Genomic DNA, 17,014 nt, shown 5'->3' on the forward strand with positions numbered 1-17,014 from the left:
TTTTAAATTTTTCATGATTTAATTATACCATGAGAGGTGCTTTTTTGTCTCTTTTTAGCATTTTCTTTTCAAATAAAAGGAATTATGTTATGGTACTTAATTTCATCCTGCTATACCTAGACATTTGTAAGCGTATTATCTATAATAGGGTTAACATCCTCTCTATTTTTATTTCAGTTTGAACTTATTTTTTATACTTGAAAATAGAGAAGATGAAATAGAAGAAAAAGGAGAGAAAGAAATGAAGTATTTACAACGTCTTGGTCGGTCGTTAATGCTCCCTGTTGCGGTCTTACCGGCAGCGGCTGTGTTAATGGGGATTGGTTACTGGATTGACCCGAGTGGATGGGGTGGAGAAAGTGTTATAGCGGCTTTCCTCATCAGTGCGGGGGATTCATTAATCTCGAACTTAGGTATACTTTTTGCTTTAGGTGTCGCTTTAGGGATGTCCAAAGACAAAAATGGGGCGGCGGCACTCAGCGGGTTAGTGGCTTGGCTTGTAACGACGTCAATGTTAGAACCTGGAACTGTAGCTATGTTACAGGATATCCCAGTAGAAGATGTGGATATGGCGTTTGAGAGTATTGAGACAGCCTTTACGGGGATTTTAGTCGGACTCATTGCTGCGGCTATCTATAATAAGTTCAGTGGAACGGAACTGCCTCAAGCTCTTGCATTCTTTAGTGGGCGACGCTTACCGCCTATTATTACAGCTGTCGTTTCCCTTTTTGTAGTAGGTGGATTCCTGCTCTTATGGCCACCGATATTTGGAGCTCTTGTCGCTTTCGGAACGTTCATGAGTGAATTAGGTTCTGTTGGTGCAGGGTTATACGGCTTCTTTAACCGATTACTCATACCAACCGGTTTACACCATGCGCTGAATGCTGTATTCTGGTTCGATTTAATTGGTATTAATGATATTCAAAATTTCTGGGCAGGTACAGGTGAATTAGGCGTAACAGGTATGTATCAAGGGGGATTCTTCCCAGTTATGATGTTTGGTCTTCCAGCAGGTGGTTTGGCTATGTATCATATGGCTGACTCCGATCAGAAGAAACGAGTCGGTTCACTCATGTTAGCGGCTGGATTTGCTTCATTCTTTACAGGAGTAACTGAACCATTAGAGTTTGCCTTTATGTTTGCGGCACCTCTTCTGTATGTGCTACATGCGTTATTTACCGGATTGTCCTTATTCATTGCAGCATTCTTCGGATGGACAGCTGGTTTCGGATTCAGTGCCGGCTTCGTTGATGGTTTCTTAAGTTTCAACTTACCTCTCGCGAACCAGCCGTATATGCTGATTATTCAAGGACTGGTTTTTGCCGTTATTTATTACTTTGGCTTTAGATGGGCCATTCAGAAATTCAATCTGAAAACGCCAGGTAGAGGAGAAGAAGTGGACTTGGATGACGGCGGATCGACAGCGACTGCCACAGCACCGGGTGCTCCTACAGCGAACGTGGCAGACCATTCTTCTGAAAGTGAACACCAAAGAAAAGCACGTATCATACTAGATGGCTTAGGTGGAAAAGAAAATATAGCCAGTATGACTTACTGTGCGACACGATTGCGTTTGGAAATGAATGACATGGATAGAGTCAATGAAGCGCGCATCAAAGAAGCCAATGTTCCAGGTGTGAGAAAAGCCGGTAAGAATAATGTACAGGTGATTGTAGGAACAGAAGTGGAATTTGTTGCTAATGAAATTGAAAAGCTCGATTAATATTGCACCCACCCCCTCTATTTGGTAGAATAGGTTAAGATATTAAACCATGAACAGGAGTAGTAAGTCGGTTTTTCCTATTAGAGAGTGTATGGGTGGTGAAAATACACAGGAAGCTCACTGAACTCGCCTGGTCGTTACTTTAGGGAAATGAGAGTACCTAAAGTCGTTTCTCCGCGTTAAGGAGCTGAGGTTGCTTGATTCGTCAAGCAATAAATGTAGGTGGTACCGCGATTTCACGCCCTACGGACAACGGATTATACTGTTGTCCGTAGGGTTTTTTAGTTCCCTGCATTCATGGATACTCAACCCATCAATAAAAAGTATGAACCAAATAAACAAGGAGAGAAAAAAATGTCTTTTAATCATCTATCAGTAGAGAAAAAATGGCAGCAGTATTGGGATGAACATAAAACATTCCAAACAACAGAAGACGAAGAAAAAGAAAACTTTTATGCGCTGGATATGTTTCCTTACCCGTCTGGACAAGGGCTCCACGTTGGACACCCGGAAGGTTATACAGCGACCGATATCATTTCTCGTATGAAACGGGCACAAGGGTATAACGTCCTGCATCCAATGGGCTGGGATGCTTTCGGTCTTCCAGCAGAACAGTATGCTTTGGATACTGGAAACGACCCGGCAGAGTTTACAGAAAAAAATATTCAGACCTTTAAACGTCAAATCAAATCCCTTGGCTTCAGTTACGACTGGGACAGAGAAATAAATACCACCGATCCCGATTACTACAAATGGACCCAGTGGATTTTCACTAAACTTTATGAAAAAGGCTTGGCTTATGAAGCAGAAGTACCGGTTAACTGGTGTCCCGCATTGGGTACCGTATTGGCCAATGAAGAAGTCATAGACGGAAAATCCGAACGCGGCGGTCATCCAGTCTACCGTAAACCGATGAAACAGTGGATGCTGAAAATTACAGCCTACGCGGATAGACTACTCGATGACCTTGAAGAACTGGACTGGCCAGAACACATCAAAGATATGCAAAGAAACTGGATCGGGAAATCTGAAGGAGCTGAAATCACGTTTGACATAAAAGGTACAGATCAAACCTTTACAGCCTTCACGACCAGACCCGATACTCTGTTCGGTGCAACCTATGCTGTTCTAGCCCCAGAATCGGACTTGGTAGATGCCATCACAACAGCGGACCAAAAAGAAGCCGTCGATACCTACCGTGATGAAGCCGGTAAAAAATCGGATTTGGAAAGAACCGACTTGAATAAAGATAAAACCGGAGTCTTTACTGGTGCTTATGCGATTAACCCAGTGACACAAGAAGAGATGCCAATATGGATAGCTGATTACGTGCTGGCATCATATGGGACCGGAGCCATTATGGCTGTACCGGCACATGACCAGCGGGACTTTGAATTTGCTCAAAAGTATGGTCTGGAGATTCGACCAGTTATTGAAGGAACCGACCCTGAAAAAGAAGCGTATACAGGTGACGGCAAACACATTAATTCAGACTTTATCAATGGCTTGGAGATTGAAGAAGCTAGTCAAAAAGTAGTGGCTTATCTGGAAGAAAAAGAAATCGGAGAAGAAAAGACCACTTACCGTCTAAGAGACTGGCTGTTTGCTCGTCAGCGGTACTGGGGCGAACCTATTCCTGTGATTCATTGGGAAGACGGAACAACGACAACGGTTCCTGAAGAAGACCTTCCTGTCATCTTGCCTAAAACCGATGAAATCAAACCATCCGGTACAGGAGAATCGCCACTTGCTGTGATTCACGACTGGGTGAATGTTGTAGATGAAAAAACAGGCATGAAAGGAAAACGAGACACAAACACGATGCCTCAATGGGCAGGCAGTTCATGGTATTTCTTGAGATTTATCGATCCCAAGAACCCGGATCAATTGGCTGATCCTGAAAAAATGAAAAAATGGCTGCCTGTGGACTTGTATATTGGAGGAGCAGAACATGCGGTGCTTCACTTGCTGTATGCTCGTTTCTGGCATAAATTCCTGTACGACCTAGGCATTGTCCCAATGAAAGAACCTTTCCAGAAATTGTATAACCAAGGAATGATATTGGGAGAAAACAATGAAAAAATGTCTAAATCCAAAGGGAATGTGGTTAACCCGGATGATGTCGTTAAGGAATACGGCGCAGATACTTTGAGGCTGTACGAGATGTTTATGGGCCCTCTAGACGCCGCCATTGCCTGGAGTGAAGATGGTCTAGAAGGATCACGTAAATTCTTGGATCGCGTCTGGAGACTCTTTATTGATGAAGAAGACAAAGTAAGAGACCGTGTGACCACTTATAATGACAAATCTCTTGAAGTGGTTTACCACCAGACAGTCAAAAAAGTAACAGAAGATTATGAAAACCTGCACTTCAATACAGCCATATCTCAATTGATGGTCTTTGTGAATGCGGCATACAAAGCAGAAGGCCTGCCACTAGAATATGTCAAAGGCTTCTTGACTCTGCTGGCACCAATTGCGCCTCACGTGGGAGAAGAATTGTGGGCAAAAGTGACTCAGTCCAATGAGAGTATTGCTTATCAGCCTTGGCCGGTGTATGATGAAAGCAAATTAGTTGAAGATGAAGTAGAAGTGGTCTTCCAGATTAACGGAAAAGTCCGTGCGAAAGCCACAGCGTCCAAATCGATTTCTAAAGAAGACTTACAGGAAATGGCTATGAGTGATGACCGTATTCAAGAATACTTGGAAGGGAAAACGGTACGTAAAGTCATCGTGGTTCCGGGTAAACTGGTCAATATAGTCGCCAATTAAAAAAAGAATCAGGGGGAGGCAGCTGTCCTCCCTGTTCTTTTACATATACATAAAGTGAGGCAAAACTATGCAAAAGCAAGAAGAGTTAAAAACTCCGACAAAACAAGATTTAAAGCGTTTTAGTCAACTGATATGGTCAACAAATATCTCTAAAGGACTCATCGCCATCGGCCTTGGAGGAAGTATGCTGACAACAATCACGCAACTTCTCATTCCCTTAGCGACTCAACAGTTTATTGATGGCATTGAATTTGATTTCTTCACCCCATGGATGATTGCGGCTATCTTAGGAATATTTATAGCTCAAGTTGTATTCAACGGTTTCTCTAATTATGTGTTACATAAAATAGGGCAAAGAGTGGTAGCGGGACTTAGAGAGTTTTTATGGAATAAAATCATCAAACTCCCTGTGTCTTATTTTGACCAGCATGCGTCGGGCGAAATCGTCAGTCGTATTACGAATGACACTACCATTGTTCAAAACCTGATTTCGTCCTTTTTCCCGCAATTCGTCAATGGGGTTCTCTCGTTAATCGGAATCTTTTTCATTTTAGTCATTATGGATTGGCAAATGACACTCGTCATGTTGACGGCTGTTCCGCTTGCTTTAATACTCACTCGTCCATTAGGCAGAAAAATGGCTGGGGTATCAAGAGAGATGCAGGACAAAACAGCGCATTTTTCCGGAAGTATCCAGCAGACCATTGCTGAAATCAGACTGATGAAATCCTCCACGGCAGAAGCCTATGAGAAAGAAAAAGGCGAAGGAGATATTTCCGAACTCTATCAGATTGGGTTGAAGGAAGGAAAATACTTAGCCATTATCGGGCCTTTGATGTATGCCTTAATGATGGGTGTCATGGTCTTTGTCATTGGATACGGGGGAGTACGTGTAGCTCAAGGTTTAATGACGACGGGTCAGTTGGTTGCCTTTCTACTGTATCTGTTCCAAGTCATTTTCCCTATCACGACTTTCATGAATTTCTTTATGCAGCTTCAAAAAGCAGCCGGTGCCACAGAGCGAATCACGACTATTTTAGATGAAGCGGAAGAAAATAAAGATGGTGGGATTGATAAAGCAATCGACAACCTCCCTGTGACCTTTGACAAGGTGAGTTTTTCTTATGAGCCCAATAAAGAAGTCATTCAATCGGTCTCCTTTCAAACGGAACCCGGTGAAAAAATTGCCTTTGCCGGACCAAGCGGGGGAGGCAAAACAACTTTGTTTGCTTTACTGGAGCGCTACTACACGCCAGACAGCGGGCAGATTTTAGTAGGTGATACACCTATAGAAGACATTAACTTACAATCTTGGCGCAGTCAGATAGGCTACGTGTCGCAGGAGAATGCTATGATGTCCGGAACCATTCGCGACAATCTACTGTACGGATTACCCCGACCTGATGAGTTATCGGAAGAGCGCTTATGGGAAGTACTGGAGATGGCTTATGCCAGAGAATTTATCGAACAGTTCCCGGATCAGCTGGAAGAAGTCATCGGTGAACGCGGGATCAAATTATCAGGGGGACAGCGACAGCGCATCAATATTGCCCGAGCCTTTTTAAGAGATCCGAAAATTCTCATGATGGATGAAGCGACAGCGAGTCTGGATAGTCAATCTGAAAAAATGGTGTCACAAGCCTTAAATAAATTGATGGCTGGACGTACGACCTTCGTCATTGCTCACCGGTTAAGTACGATACTCGATGCGGATAAAATACTCTTTATAGAAAACGGTCAGTTAACAGGGGTTGGAAAACATGTGGAACTCATTGAATCACATGACTTATATCGCTTGTTTGCGAGCCAGCAGTTATCTCAGGAAAACTAAAAGAGAACGATTCATGAATCTTTCTTTAAACGATTGCACCTCAGAAGATAAAACAGTAAAATAAGGATTAGCCTAAAGGAGCTTTCGGGCTCCTTTTTTGATATGCAAAAAATTAGAAACTCTTAAACTTTATAAGATAGTATAATAGAGACCTTTTCGTTCGAAATGAAAAACGAAAAGAACGTTTTGAAAGAAGGTTCTTATGGAATGAATAATGAAACGGTAACGAAAAACGTAAGCAAGGAATTGTCTGACGATAGTAAAATGGTCAGTGGAGCAGCTTGGATGACGGCCGGAAGTATGATTTCCCGTATTCTCGGAGCCCTTTATATCATCCCCTGGTTCCAGTGGATGGGGGGACAAGGTCCGGGTGATGCGGCCAACGCCCTTTATCAAATGGGGTATACTCCTTATGCCTTTTTCCTTGCCTTAGCTACAGCCGGCGTCCCATCGGCTATATCTAAGAAAGTCAGTCAGTACAACGCCTTGGGGGAATACGAAATTTCCAAAGGGATTTATAAGCAGGGACTCAAAATCATGGCCTTGACCGGCTTAGTATCAGCTGTGCTGATGTATGTTCTAGCCCCATTAATGGCAGAATCGAGTCCATCGGCTAGTGCCAGCGATGCAGTTATTGTGATACGCTCACTCACACCAGCCCTGCTGATTATCCCTATACAAAGTGTGACAAGAGGGTTTTTACAAGGACACAACACCATGAAGCCCTCAGCGATATCGCAAATTATCGAACAAATCGCTCGCATTATCTTTTTGCTATCCGCTGTGTACGTGATTAGACAAGTGATGGGAGGAGAAGTGGTCACCGCCGTTGCCTTCTCGACTTTTGCGGCTTTTGTCGGAGCTGTTTTTGCCCTGGGGTATTTAGGCTATCAAATGAAAAGCATGACAACGGCTTTGAATGTAGGGGAAGAAGAGAGTGCCGGAAAAATATCGGTGTCTCCCAATCAGCTCATCATTGAAATAATTAAAACGTCTATTCCGTTTATTATTATTTCAACAGGCATTATCATTTTCCAAATTGTGGATCAAAACACTTATGGCCCGCTCATGTCTTTCTTCTCCGATATGGATGAAGAAATGATTCAGATTACTTACGGGATTACGCAAGCCAATGCGCATAAACTGATTATGGTTCTGACTTCATTTGGAACAGCCCTATCGATTGCTTCTGTTCCACTCATTAGTAAGCTTGTGGCTCAGAAGAACTTTGCACAAGTCAGAAGACAGTTTTCAAAAGGATTTCAGTTGCTTCTGTTTGCCATGTTTCCGGCAGCAATCGGCATGGCCGTTGTAGCCGAGCCTCTTTATACGGTTTTTTATGAACACAGTGAACTCGGCACCAGCATTACTCAGCTGTATGCCATCATGAGTATCTTCGTGGCTGCTTATGCCGTATTAGGCAATATGCTGCAAGCGGCGAGTTTAACGCGACCAGCCATTAAAGCCCTTGTCGCGGGACTCATTGTTAAACTGATTACGCAAGTTGTATTCGTCGCCTTAACCGGGCCATACGGCATGCTTTATTCTGGAATTGCTGGTTTTGCCGTCACCTGTGCCATGATGATGAAAATCATGCACAAAGAAATACAATTCAATGGCACGCTACTGTTCAGACGTTCCTTATTAATTGTTATTCTTTCATTCATAATGGGTGTGGTCACCTATCTGGTCAAATGGGGTCTAGGCTTCTTTATCAGCTACGAAAGTGCGAGTCAATCTCTCTTTGGGATGGCCATTATTGTAGGCGTCGGTATTGTAGTCTATGGGTACCTGGCTCTTAGAACAAAATTGGCCGATCGTTTAATCGGAGCACAGGCCACAAAAGTCAGACAGAAACTGAGAATCAAGTAAAGGAAGGGAGACACTATGCGACTAGACAAACTCTTAGCCCACAGTGGCTTAGGTACTAGAAAAGAAGTAAAGAAATTACTCAAAACGAAAATAGTAGAAGTGAATGAGGAAGTCGTCACCGACCCTAAAGTGCATGTCGACCCAGAACTAGATACGATAACCGTTGGTGGAGAACCCATTGAGTATCAGGAGTTTGTTTACTTTATGTTAAATAAACCCCAAGGGGTCATTAGTGCAACCGAAGATGTGATGCATGAAACGGTCCTTGATTTATTAGAGCTGCAAGACAGTTTACAGGACCCTCATCCGGTGGGACGCTTAGATATTGATACAGAAGGCTTGCTCGTTTTAACTAATGATGGAAAACTAACGCACCAATTATTGTCGCCTAAAAAAGAAGTGCCCAAAACCTATGAGGCTGAAATTGCAGGAATCATGACATCAGAAGACATCGAGGCTTTTTTAAAAGGTGTGACACTGGACGATGGGTATGAAACCTTGCCGGCTCAACTGGTGTTAAAAGAAGTGAACGAAGACGAACAGTCTTCCAAAGTTGAGATTACAATCCACGAAGGAAAGTTTCACCAAGTCAAACGCATGGTAGAAGCGGTTGGAAAAGAAGTCACGTATTTGAAACGTCTCTCAATGGGTCCTCTGACATTGGATCCGAACCTGGAACTGGGGTCTTACCGAGAATTGACGAAAGAAGAAATCGCCTTACTCAAACAGGCCTAATAAAAGCTCCTTATCGCAAACCGATAAGGAGCTTTTTGAGTAGAACCATATGCATTAGTCTGAAAAATCAAAAAGAGAACTGAAAATTTCAGTCATGACCGGATGTGTCTTCATCTGATCGCGTAAAACCGTATAAGGAAGAGCATTATCCATAGCCAGTTTTATAAAATTGACGAGCTCATGAGCTTGGTCGCCAAATAAACTGGCTCCAAGTATAAGACCGGTCTCCTTATCCACGACTGCTTTAAATAATCCCCGTTCATCATTGATGACGGCCGCTCGAACAGTCGCTTTGACCGGAACAGCATTCGTCCACACAGAGTACCCTTTTTCAACGGCTTCTTTTTCTGTCAAGCCGACTCGGGCAAAGGGAGGGTCAGTAAAGATGGAATAAGGAATAGCCTGTCGGTCTTTTAGTGACCGCTTATCTTCTGTATTAAGGAGCTGACTTAACACAATCTCAGCGTCCTTTTTCGTAATATAAGTGAACATCTCTTCACCCCGGATGTCCCCAATGGCAAACACGCCTTCGACAGACGTTCGTAGATAGTCATCTGTTTGAATGCCTTCATTTTCAGTGAGCTGAATAGCTGTCTGGCCTAAATTTAGGCTCGAAATATGTGGCTTTCTCCCAGCCGCAACCAGTAAGGCATCGAAACGATACGTTTCACCCGAATCTGTTGTGACCACCACTTGATTGGCTTCATTCTCAACTTTTTCAACGGAGGTCCCGACATGTATCGCAATCCCTTTATGTTCGAGTTCTTTTTTCATCTCATCAGCGATGTCTGGTTCTTCTTTACCCATAAAGGTATCCGCTGTTTCAAACAGCGTCACATCCGATCCGTAACTGCTGTAAATGGATGCGAATTCCAAACCGATATTTCCTCCTCCCAAAATACCAAGGGACTGGGGAAGGTTTTTTTCTGTTTGCAAGGTCGTACTCGTATAAATATGGTCGGCCTCTTCTAATCCATCAATAGGAGGGAAGACCGGTTCTGAACCGGTACTGATGACGATGGTTTCAGAGTGCAAGGTCACGTCTCCTTTTTTCGTCTCTACTTTAACCGTATGATCATCTACAAAAGAAGCTGGACCGGTAAATAGGGTGATGTTATCAGGCTCTTCCATGTCATCAATTTCTACCTGCAGCTTTTTCTTGCCCACTTGATTGCGTCGGTCAACTGCCTCTGCATAAGCTTTATGGTTTTCTGCATCATGAGCTAAAATTTTTGTTGGAATACACCCGATATTAATACAGGAGCCTCCATAGTTCGTCTCACTTTTTTCGATGACGGCCACCTTCCATCCTTTAGAAGCGAGCGTTAAAGAAAGCTCGTGAGCGCCTTGTCCGTAACCAATACAAATTATATCGTAATGCATAGTAATCTCCTTTCGATAGTGTCTTTCTTTCATTATAACGAAGAACAGGAAAATACCAGAAATATGTGCTTACACAAAAAAGACCTACCTTTGACTAACAGGCAGGTCTTTCGTCTTAAAGTATAAAGGTTTGGATAATCAAAGCCAAGAAACCAGATCCGATATAGGCGGCTAATAAAATCATGGTTTTAATGCTTTGTTGTTTTTCGTACGCGTATTTTTCATCAGTATAATGGCCGTCAGCTTTCGGGCCGGTCCATAGGATAAAGAGGAAAAATCCGACGAGTCCTAGAAAAAATATAATCTGAAAATTAAACCACATCAGTAAAAAACCTAAAATAAAGGTCCAGACGCTCATCCATACAAGCTTTTTATTCATATCTACCATCCTCAAATAAATCATTCAGTCACTTATTTATTGTACTCTGTTTAGGGATGGCTGACAACCTCCTTAAGGAAAGAGAGGATTAAACCCACATGGTCGGATCATTTTTGGCTAACTCTTTCATTGCTTTTGGAATCTCTTCAATAATGTGAGTGGGCAAAGTCACATAGTGCGTCACACTTAATTTATCGGCAATATAACTGTGCACAAAAACAGCTGATAACAAGGCGTGTTTACGGTTGGGAAACTGGGCTAAAAAGCCGCCAATCATCCCGGCTAAGGTATCGCCCATTCCACCGGTAGCCATTGAAGGATTGCCCGCTGTATTCTTCCACAGCTCTTCTTCATAATAGACTTCTGTTCTGTCTTTTTTCAACACAACGTGAGCATCCAGTCGCTTCACATGTTCCTTATTCTCTTCTTCGTTTTCCAGATCTGGACTCAGACCAGTCAGTGTGCGCCATTCTCCAAGGTGGGGCGTGAAGACAAGCTGAGCTTTCGGTTCTGACCATTCTTCGTTGACATGCAAGTAAATCGCATCGCCGTCAACGATCACAACCTGTTCGTCCGTAGAGTTTTCATAAACCGTCCGTAATAGGTCTAAAGAGGTTTTATTTCTGCCTAATCCTGGACCGATGATGACAACATCCATTGAAGGGAGTGTCTCTTTGAGCTGATTGAGGTCAGTCGTCGGGACAAACATCGCTTCAGGCAGCCGGGCATGCAGAGCCGACTGATTCACAGGATGTGTGGCGACGGTAACCAAACCGGCTCCGCTATAGACACTCGCAGACGCCGTTAAAATGGCCGCACCTCCCATATTTTCATTTCCACCGACTACTAATACGTTCCCAAATGTTCCTTTATAACTTTTCTCGTCGCGTTTTGGAATAAATGACTGTACTTTTTCTTTCGTAATCTGATTCATGTGATGGCCTCCTTTCTTATAGTGTAATCTCTCTTTATAAAAAGGTCACGTATAGTCTATTGAGTGGCTCAAAAAAAAGGGAGCTTATTTCAATCTGGCTGTTGGGTGTTTTTTGAACAGACAATCATTGGAGTTTGATGGTATTAGTGATAAAATAATAAAAGAGTGATGGAAATTCAAGGAGGATGAAAGAATGACAGTAGAAAGAATTGATTGGAAAGCAGAAGCGGAAAAACGCAAAGATGCTTTTTTAGAAGACCTGTTTACTATTTTACGTATCGATAGTGTGCGAGATGACGAACAGGCGACAGAAGAGAATCCTTTTGGACCAGGGCCAACAGAAGCATTAAAGGCGTTCTTAGCTTTAGGTGAGCGCGACGGTTTTGAAACGAAAAATGTGGACAATTATGCGGGGCACATCGAATACGGTGACGGCGACGAGTTAATGGGTGTCTTAGGACACGTGGATGTGGTTCCAACTGGAACAGGATGGGAAACCGATCCTTTTGACCCTGTCATAAAAGATGACCGTATTTATGCTCGTGGCGCCAGTGATGATAAAGGGCCGAGTATGGCCGCTTATTATGCTTTAAAGATGATTAAAGACTTAGGCTTGCCAGTCTCTAAGAAAGTGCGCTTTATTCTAGGAACGGACGAAGAAAGTACCTGGAAAGGCATCGAGCATTATCTGAAGACCGAACAGCAACCAGACTTCGGATTCTCTCCGGATGCGAATTTCCCGATTATTAATGGGGAAAAAGGAAACGCCACAGTCATTATTGAAACAGGCGGAGAAGCAGAAGGAGCGACTCATGAATTAGTTTCTTTTGATTCAGGACTTCGCGCTAATATGGTGCCTCAAGATGCCGTAGCGGTAGTGAAAAGCCAAAACCCTGCGGAATTAGAAAATGGCTTTGTGGACTTCTTAGACGGCTTACCTGTAACAGGCGAACTGGCAGTCGATGGGGACCAAGTAACGGTTCAAATCGTCGGAAAAGCGGCCCACGGAAGTAAACCAGCAAGCGGAGTCAACGCCGGAACGTATTTAGCGCTCTTCTTATCCGATTATGCCTTTGCAAAAGATGCGAATACCTTCTTAGAAATTGCGGCCCTTTATTTACATGATGACCCTGAAGGGAAGAAACTAAATATTAATCATGTGGATGAAGTCATGGGTGAATTGACCTCTAACCCGGGTGTCTTAACATTCAACGCTAACGAAGGTGGAAAACTAACCGTCAATATGCGTTACCCACAAGGCACGAATAATGAAGAAATCTTCAAGCACTTTGAAGAAAAATTAAGCAACTATGATGTGAAATTAACCAATGCAGGTGGAAAAGAGCCCCATTACGTTCCTGGAACCGATCCACTTGTGACGACATTATTGGATGTTTATAACAGACAAACAGGCTTGGAAGCTCACGAACAAGTGATTGGTGGAGGGACTTACGGCCGACTGATGGAACGCGGTGTGGCTTATGGGGCAATGTTCCCAGACAGTATCGACACGATGCACCAAGCCAATGAGTTCATGGCTGTTGACGATTTAATGCGAGCTATGGCCATTTACGCAGAAGCCATTTATGAATTAATCAAATAAATTTGTTTTAATAAGGCACTTTCCGTTTGGAAGGTGTCTTTTTCTGATTAAAAAGCCAATCTTAATTAACTCAAGAAATTAAAAGTAGTGAGTGAATGGAGTTGTACTTATCTCGATTAACTCAAGAAATTATAAGTAGTGAGTGAATTGAGCTGTATTTATCTCGATTAACTCAAGCACATATAGAAATGGATTTAATCGAGTACACGGTTAATCAGCATATGTTTATCAAAGAGTTCGTATTGTTCAATAAATTGTGAGAAAACCGCTAAAAAACAAGAATGACTTATGGTATACTTGCCTTATCTATGTGAAAAAGGAGCGGTCTTCATGAAAAGACGACTATCGGGAATGATAGACTCTATACATAAACTGTTTAAAGAATACAAAGTCCAATCGAATATCATCTTATCTTTATTTTTAGTGCTCGTTACGGTATTAACGATTGGTATCGGAAGGTCCCATCAAAGAGTAGAAACACGTACTTTAGAATACAGTGAAACACAAACGGCTGAAGCTGGAGAAACAGAATCCAATGAAGAAATAGAAGAATTAGACAACGAACCAGAAGAGTTAGAAGAAAAAGAAGAGGACTCAGAAGAAGTGGACGAGGAAGAAAGTGAAGACGAAGAACTGGAAGAAGAGGAAGAGAGTGAGGATAGTCTCGAAGAGGAAACAATAGAAGAAGAGGTCCTTACTGAGGTCGCAGAGTCAGAGGAAAATGCTGCAGATTCATGGTCAAGTGAATCGGCTACACAAAGCACAACCCAATCTGTCAACCAAACACCGTCAACTCAAACAGGTTCTTCAAACAGCTCGTCTTCCAATAGTTCTTCTTCTCATACGTCTAACAGCTCCAATCGAAGAGAAGAACAGTCTCGTCGGGAGAGAGAAGAAGCTGAGCGTCGAGCTAAAAAAGAAGCGGACAGACAGCGAGAAGCAGAACTAAAACGTCGAGAAGAACAGAAACGACAAGAAGAGAAGAAAAAAGCAGATAAAGAAACCCCGAAACCAGACCCTTCGAAACCAGAAACACCTAATACCCCTCCAAAAAATGAGGATAAGGGTGATGGAGAAGAACCAGAAGGGGAAGAGGCATCTAAAACGCCACCGGTTACTCAAGCACCTGAGGAACCAAAAGAACCTGTAGAACCGACAGAGCCGGAAACGGAATCAGAAGAATAAAAGAAAAGTCAGGATCCTTAAAAAAGGAATCCTGACTTTTTTGCTTATTCATTAACTAGCGAATGATCAACAGACAGGGTTTCTCCTGGTTGAACAACAATATGACCAGATTCGTAAGCCCCATTATCGACCGTTATCTCCACTTCATCCACTTGATAATAGCCGCCAATGGTGTTGACAATTCCTTGAAGAATCATGTTTTCAACACCAGCTCCAGCATTCATTTCATCGACTAATTCGACTGAAAAGTCTGCGTGAACCACACCGTCTTCACGTAAATACATAAAGTTAATAGCCACACCTTCTGTAATCATCGGTGTATAGTCTGTGTCGGGTGCTTCAGCTTTCATAAGGTCAGCTAAGGCCAAGCGAGCGGGGTCGTTGGTGTTGAGGGCCATAGTCACTGGAATAGCATCCAGTCCTAATGCCTGCTCATCCAACGTATAAATCGTTACCGGAAATTCTTCGGCTTCTTCTTCATGGTAGCCCACTAGCTGTGAAATGACCTCAAAATCATCTTCCCCATAATGGGCAACGACTTCAATTAAGCCAATATCTTCTCCGTAATAGTAGGTGTTTATCCCATCTTCATGAGTCGTTGTGACTTCAATGGCTTCCACTGTTCCTAGAGGCGTATCCATTTCCAGTCCCACTTCAGTAATTTCTGATTGAGTCCCATTGGGATTCTCCCACGTATTTCCCACTTCAATAGGCAGCTGCAAGACATAGTAGAAGCCTTCCTGTTCACTGGATAAACCAGTATCCATAAAATTTTCGCGGAAATAGGTTTCAGGGCGAATAAAAATCTCTTCTATAGCGTCATCTGTGTACTCATATATAGTGACGACATGCGTGCCCGCATTCTTTTCTACTATTTGAAGGGTGTCATCCAACACAAACTGAGGGTAGCGTGTAAAGGATGATCCTTCCATGCTGTCTCCTTCATATTCCAGACGAACATTTTCTAAACGCGGGAACCAGACCTCTAAATCTTGCGAGACGGTTTCTCCTGTATTTTCTTCTTCATCTGTCTCCCCATTTTCATCTGGTTCAACCGTACCGTTATCCTCATCACCATTATCCGGTTCTGGTGCTACCACTTCTTCAGGCTCATCGACAGGGCCTTCTTCAGCCGGTTGACAAGCTGAAAGAATCAATCCAGACAGGGCAAGCGTCGTTACTTTCCAAAGTGTTCCTTTTTTCATATTCCATCACTCCTTATTTGGGTATATATGTCCACTGAATGGAGGTTCGTCTCCAGACGGATGAAAATCCGGATCCAGTGCTTTTTCGTAAATAGAACGAGAAACATCCAGTGTTTGATTGCCTCGTTCCGATAGGTTAACTTGTCCACGCGCCTCCAGTTGAGAAACTAGGGTGTCCACATCTGCCTGGGTCACGCCCACTTCATTTAGCTTAACAGGCATACCAATGGACTGGAAGAAGGACGCCGTGCGTTTGATTGCTTCTTCTACTTTCTGTTCTTCTGAACCTGTAGTCACATGCCAGACCTTTTCCGCATATTGAACCAGTTTATCCCATTTTTCCTTATGACGCACCACCATCATTGCAGGTACTAGAGCTGATAAACTTCGGGCATGATCGGTATTGTTCAACACCGTAACCTCGTGACCTAAAGCATGGGTGGACCAGTCACCGGGAACGCCGACTGAAAGCAGTCTGTTCAAGGCAATAGTCACGGTCCACATAAAGTTGGCACGCAAGTTGTAATCATGATGCGTCTCATCCACCACGCGAGGACCGATATCAATCAGGATGCGCAACAGACCTTCTGCGAATTCATCTTGTACCATGCCACCTACTGGATAAGTTAAGTACTGCTCTAAAATATGAACAAAGGCATCGCCCACACCATTAGCCAGTTGACGTTTCGGCAAAGTATAAGTCAATTCCGGTTCTAAAATAGAAAAAACAGGAAACACATGCGGATCACTGAAACTTACTTTAGCTTTCTTTTCTTTAAATGAAATAACAGACGTGCTGTTCATTTCAGATGATGTCGCTGGCAAGGTCAGAATGGTCCCAAAGGGAAGCGCTGATGTAATAGGTTGTCCTTTCCCCACGCCTTTAGCGAAGATATCGATAGGGTTGCCCTCGAATGTGGCAGCTGCAGCGATAAATTTGACCGCATCGATAACAGAGCCACCACCGACAGCCAGTAAGTAATCATACCGTTCGCTTTGTATTTTCTCTACTGCTTTCATACAGGTTTCATAAGTTGGATTGGGTTCAATCCCGCCAAATTCCCCCACTTTTTTATGAGGCAAAGCTTTCTTGACTCGGTCTAATGTGCCGAATCGCTTCACACTTCCTCCCCCGTATAAAATCAGCACGTTTTTATCAGCTGGTATCAAATCGGGTAATGCTTCAATTTTTTGTTTTCCAAAAAGAATAGTCACAGGATTATAAAAAGTAAAATCGTTTATTTCTTTAGTCATATCTTAGCCTCCTCTGCTTTCTTTCATTATATCATATAAGAAAAGGGGACCGTGAGAGGAAGACGATTCTTTTTGTCAGAGTGTCTGATAACAGTTCCAGTAAGATACAAATCATGTTAGAATAAGAAGTAAGAAATA

At 43.0% G+C, this 17,014-nt stretch carries 12 protein-coding genes and 1 other annotated feature; of the genes, 7 read left to right on the plus strand and 5 right to left on the minus strand.

Annotation, left to right across the window (positions count from 1 at the left end):
- Positions 1-241: 241 nt before the first annotated feature.
- The 5 genes from nagE (at position 242) to ABDZ53_RS02310 (ending at position 8,933) form a co-directional block, all read left to right on the plus strand.
- Positions 242-1,723: an N-acetylglucosamine-specific PTS transporter subunit IIBC gene (gene nagE, locus ABDZ53_RS02290; protein WP_343753575.1), complete on the plus strand. Its 1,482-nt coding sequence runs from the start codon at positions 242-244 to the stop codon at positions 1,721-1,723.
- Positions 1,724-1,763: 40 nt separating this feature from the next.
- Positions 1,764-1,972 (plus strand) — a binding site (T-box leader).
- A 105-nt stretch (positions 1,973-2,077) separates the two neighbouring features.
- Positions 2,078-4,495 (plus strand): leucine--tRNA ligase, encoded by a 2,418-nt coding sequence (gene leuS / locus ABDZ53_RS02295; protein ID WP_343753577.1) that lies wholly within the window; start codon positions 2,078-2,080, stop codon positions 4,493-4,495.
- A 67-nt stretch (positions 4,496-4,562) separates the two neighbouring features.
- Positions 4,563-6,326, plus strand: a complete 1,764-nt coding sequence (locus ABDZ53_RS02300) for an ABC transporter ATP-binding protein (protein WP_343753579.1) — start codon at positions 4,563-4,565, stop codon at positions 6,324-6,326.
- Between the two features lie 207 nt (positions 6,327-6,533).
- Complete coding sequence (locus tag ABDZ53_RS02305; protein WP_343753581.1) at positions 6,534-8,198, plus strand: putative polysaccharide biosynthesis protein; 1,665 nt, start codon at positions 6,534-6,536, stop codon at positions 8,196-8,198.
- A 15-nt stretch (positions 8,199-8,213) separates the two neighbouring features.
- Entirely contained in the window at positions 8,214-8,933 is a 720-nt protein-coding gene (locus ABDZ53_RS02310) for a pseudouridine synthase (protein ID WP_343753583.1), read from the plus strand.
- Between the two features lie 54 nt (positions 8,934-8,987).
- Here ABDZ53_RS02310 and ABDZ53_RS02315 read toward each other — a convergent pair whose 3' ends face one another.
- From ABDZ53_RS02315 to ABDZ53_RS02325, 3 genes are all read right to left on the minus strand, one after another.
- Complete coding sequence (locus ABDZ53_RS02315) at positions 8,988-10,316, minus strand: FAD-dependent oxidoreductase (RefSeq protein WP_343753585.1); 1,329 nt, start codon at positions 10,314-10,316, stop codon at positions 8,988-8,990.
- 115 nt (positions 10,317-10,431) lie between these two features.
- Positions 10,432-10,695, minus strand: coding sequence for a hypothetical protein (locus tag ABDZ53_RS02320; RefSeq protein WP_343753587.1), 264 nt, complete (start codon positions 10,693-10,695; stop codon positions 10,432-10,434).
- 88 nt (positions 10,696-10,783) lie between these two features.
- Positions 10,784-11,629 carry an NAD(P)H-hydrate dehydratase gene (locus tag ABDZ53_RS02325; protein ID WP_343753589.1) on the minus strand — a complete coding sequence of 282 codons (846 nt, stop codon included), beginning with the start codon at positions 11,627-11,629 and terminating at the stop codon, positions 10,784-10,786.
- A 193-nt stretch (positions 11,630-11,822) separates the two neighbouring features.
- Here ABDZ53_RS02325 and pepV point away from each other — a divergent pair, with 193 nt between their 5' ends.
- Together pepV and ABDZ53_RS02335 are read left to right on the plus strand one after the other, a co-directional pair.
- Positions 11,823-13,232, plus strand: a complete 1,410-nt coding sequence (pepV, locus tag ABDZ53_RS02330) for a dipeptidase PepV (protein WP_343753591.1) — start codon at positions 11,823-11,825, stop codon at positions 13,230-13,232.
- 330 nt (positions 13,233-13,562) lie between these two features.
- Entirely contained in the window at positions 13,563-14,417 is an 855-nt protein-coding gene (locus ABDZ53_RS02335) for a hypothetical protein (RefSeq protein ID WP_343753593.1), read from the plus strand.
- A gap of 44 nt (positions 14,418-14,461) precedes the next feature.
- Here the strand turns inward: ABDZ53_RS02335 and ABDZ53_RS02340 are convergent, their stop codons facing one another.
- Complete coding sequence (locus ABDZ53_RS02340) at positions 14,462-15,622, minus strand: GerMN domain-containing protein (protein WP_343753595.1); 1,161 nt, start codon at positions 15,620-15,622, stop codon at positions 14,462-14,464.
- Between the two features lie 6 nt (positions 15,623-15,628).
- Positions 15,629-16,876 (minus strand): iron-containing alcohol dehydrogenase, encoded by a 1,248-nt coding sequence (locus ABDZ53_RS02345; RefSeq protein WP_343753597.1) that lies wholly within the window; start codon positions 16,874-16,876, stop codon positions 15,629-15,631.
- Between the last annotated feature and the right edge of the window lie 138 nt (positions 16,877-17,014).

The organism is Alkalibacterium iburiense, assembly GCF_039521845.1.
GTDB classification, from domain to species: domain Bacteria; phylum Bacillota; class Bacilli; order Lactobacillales; family Carnobacteriaceae_A; genus Alkalibacterium; species Alkalibacterium iburiense.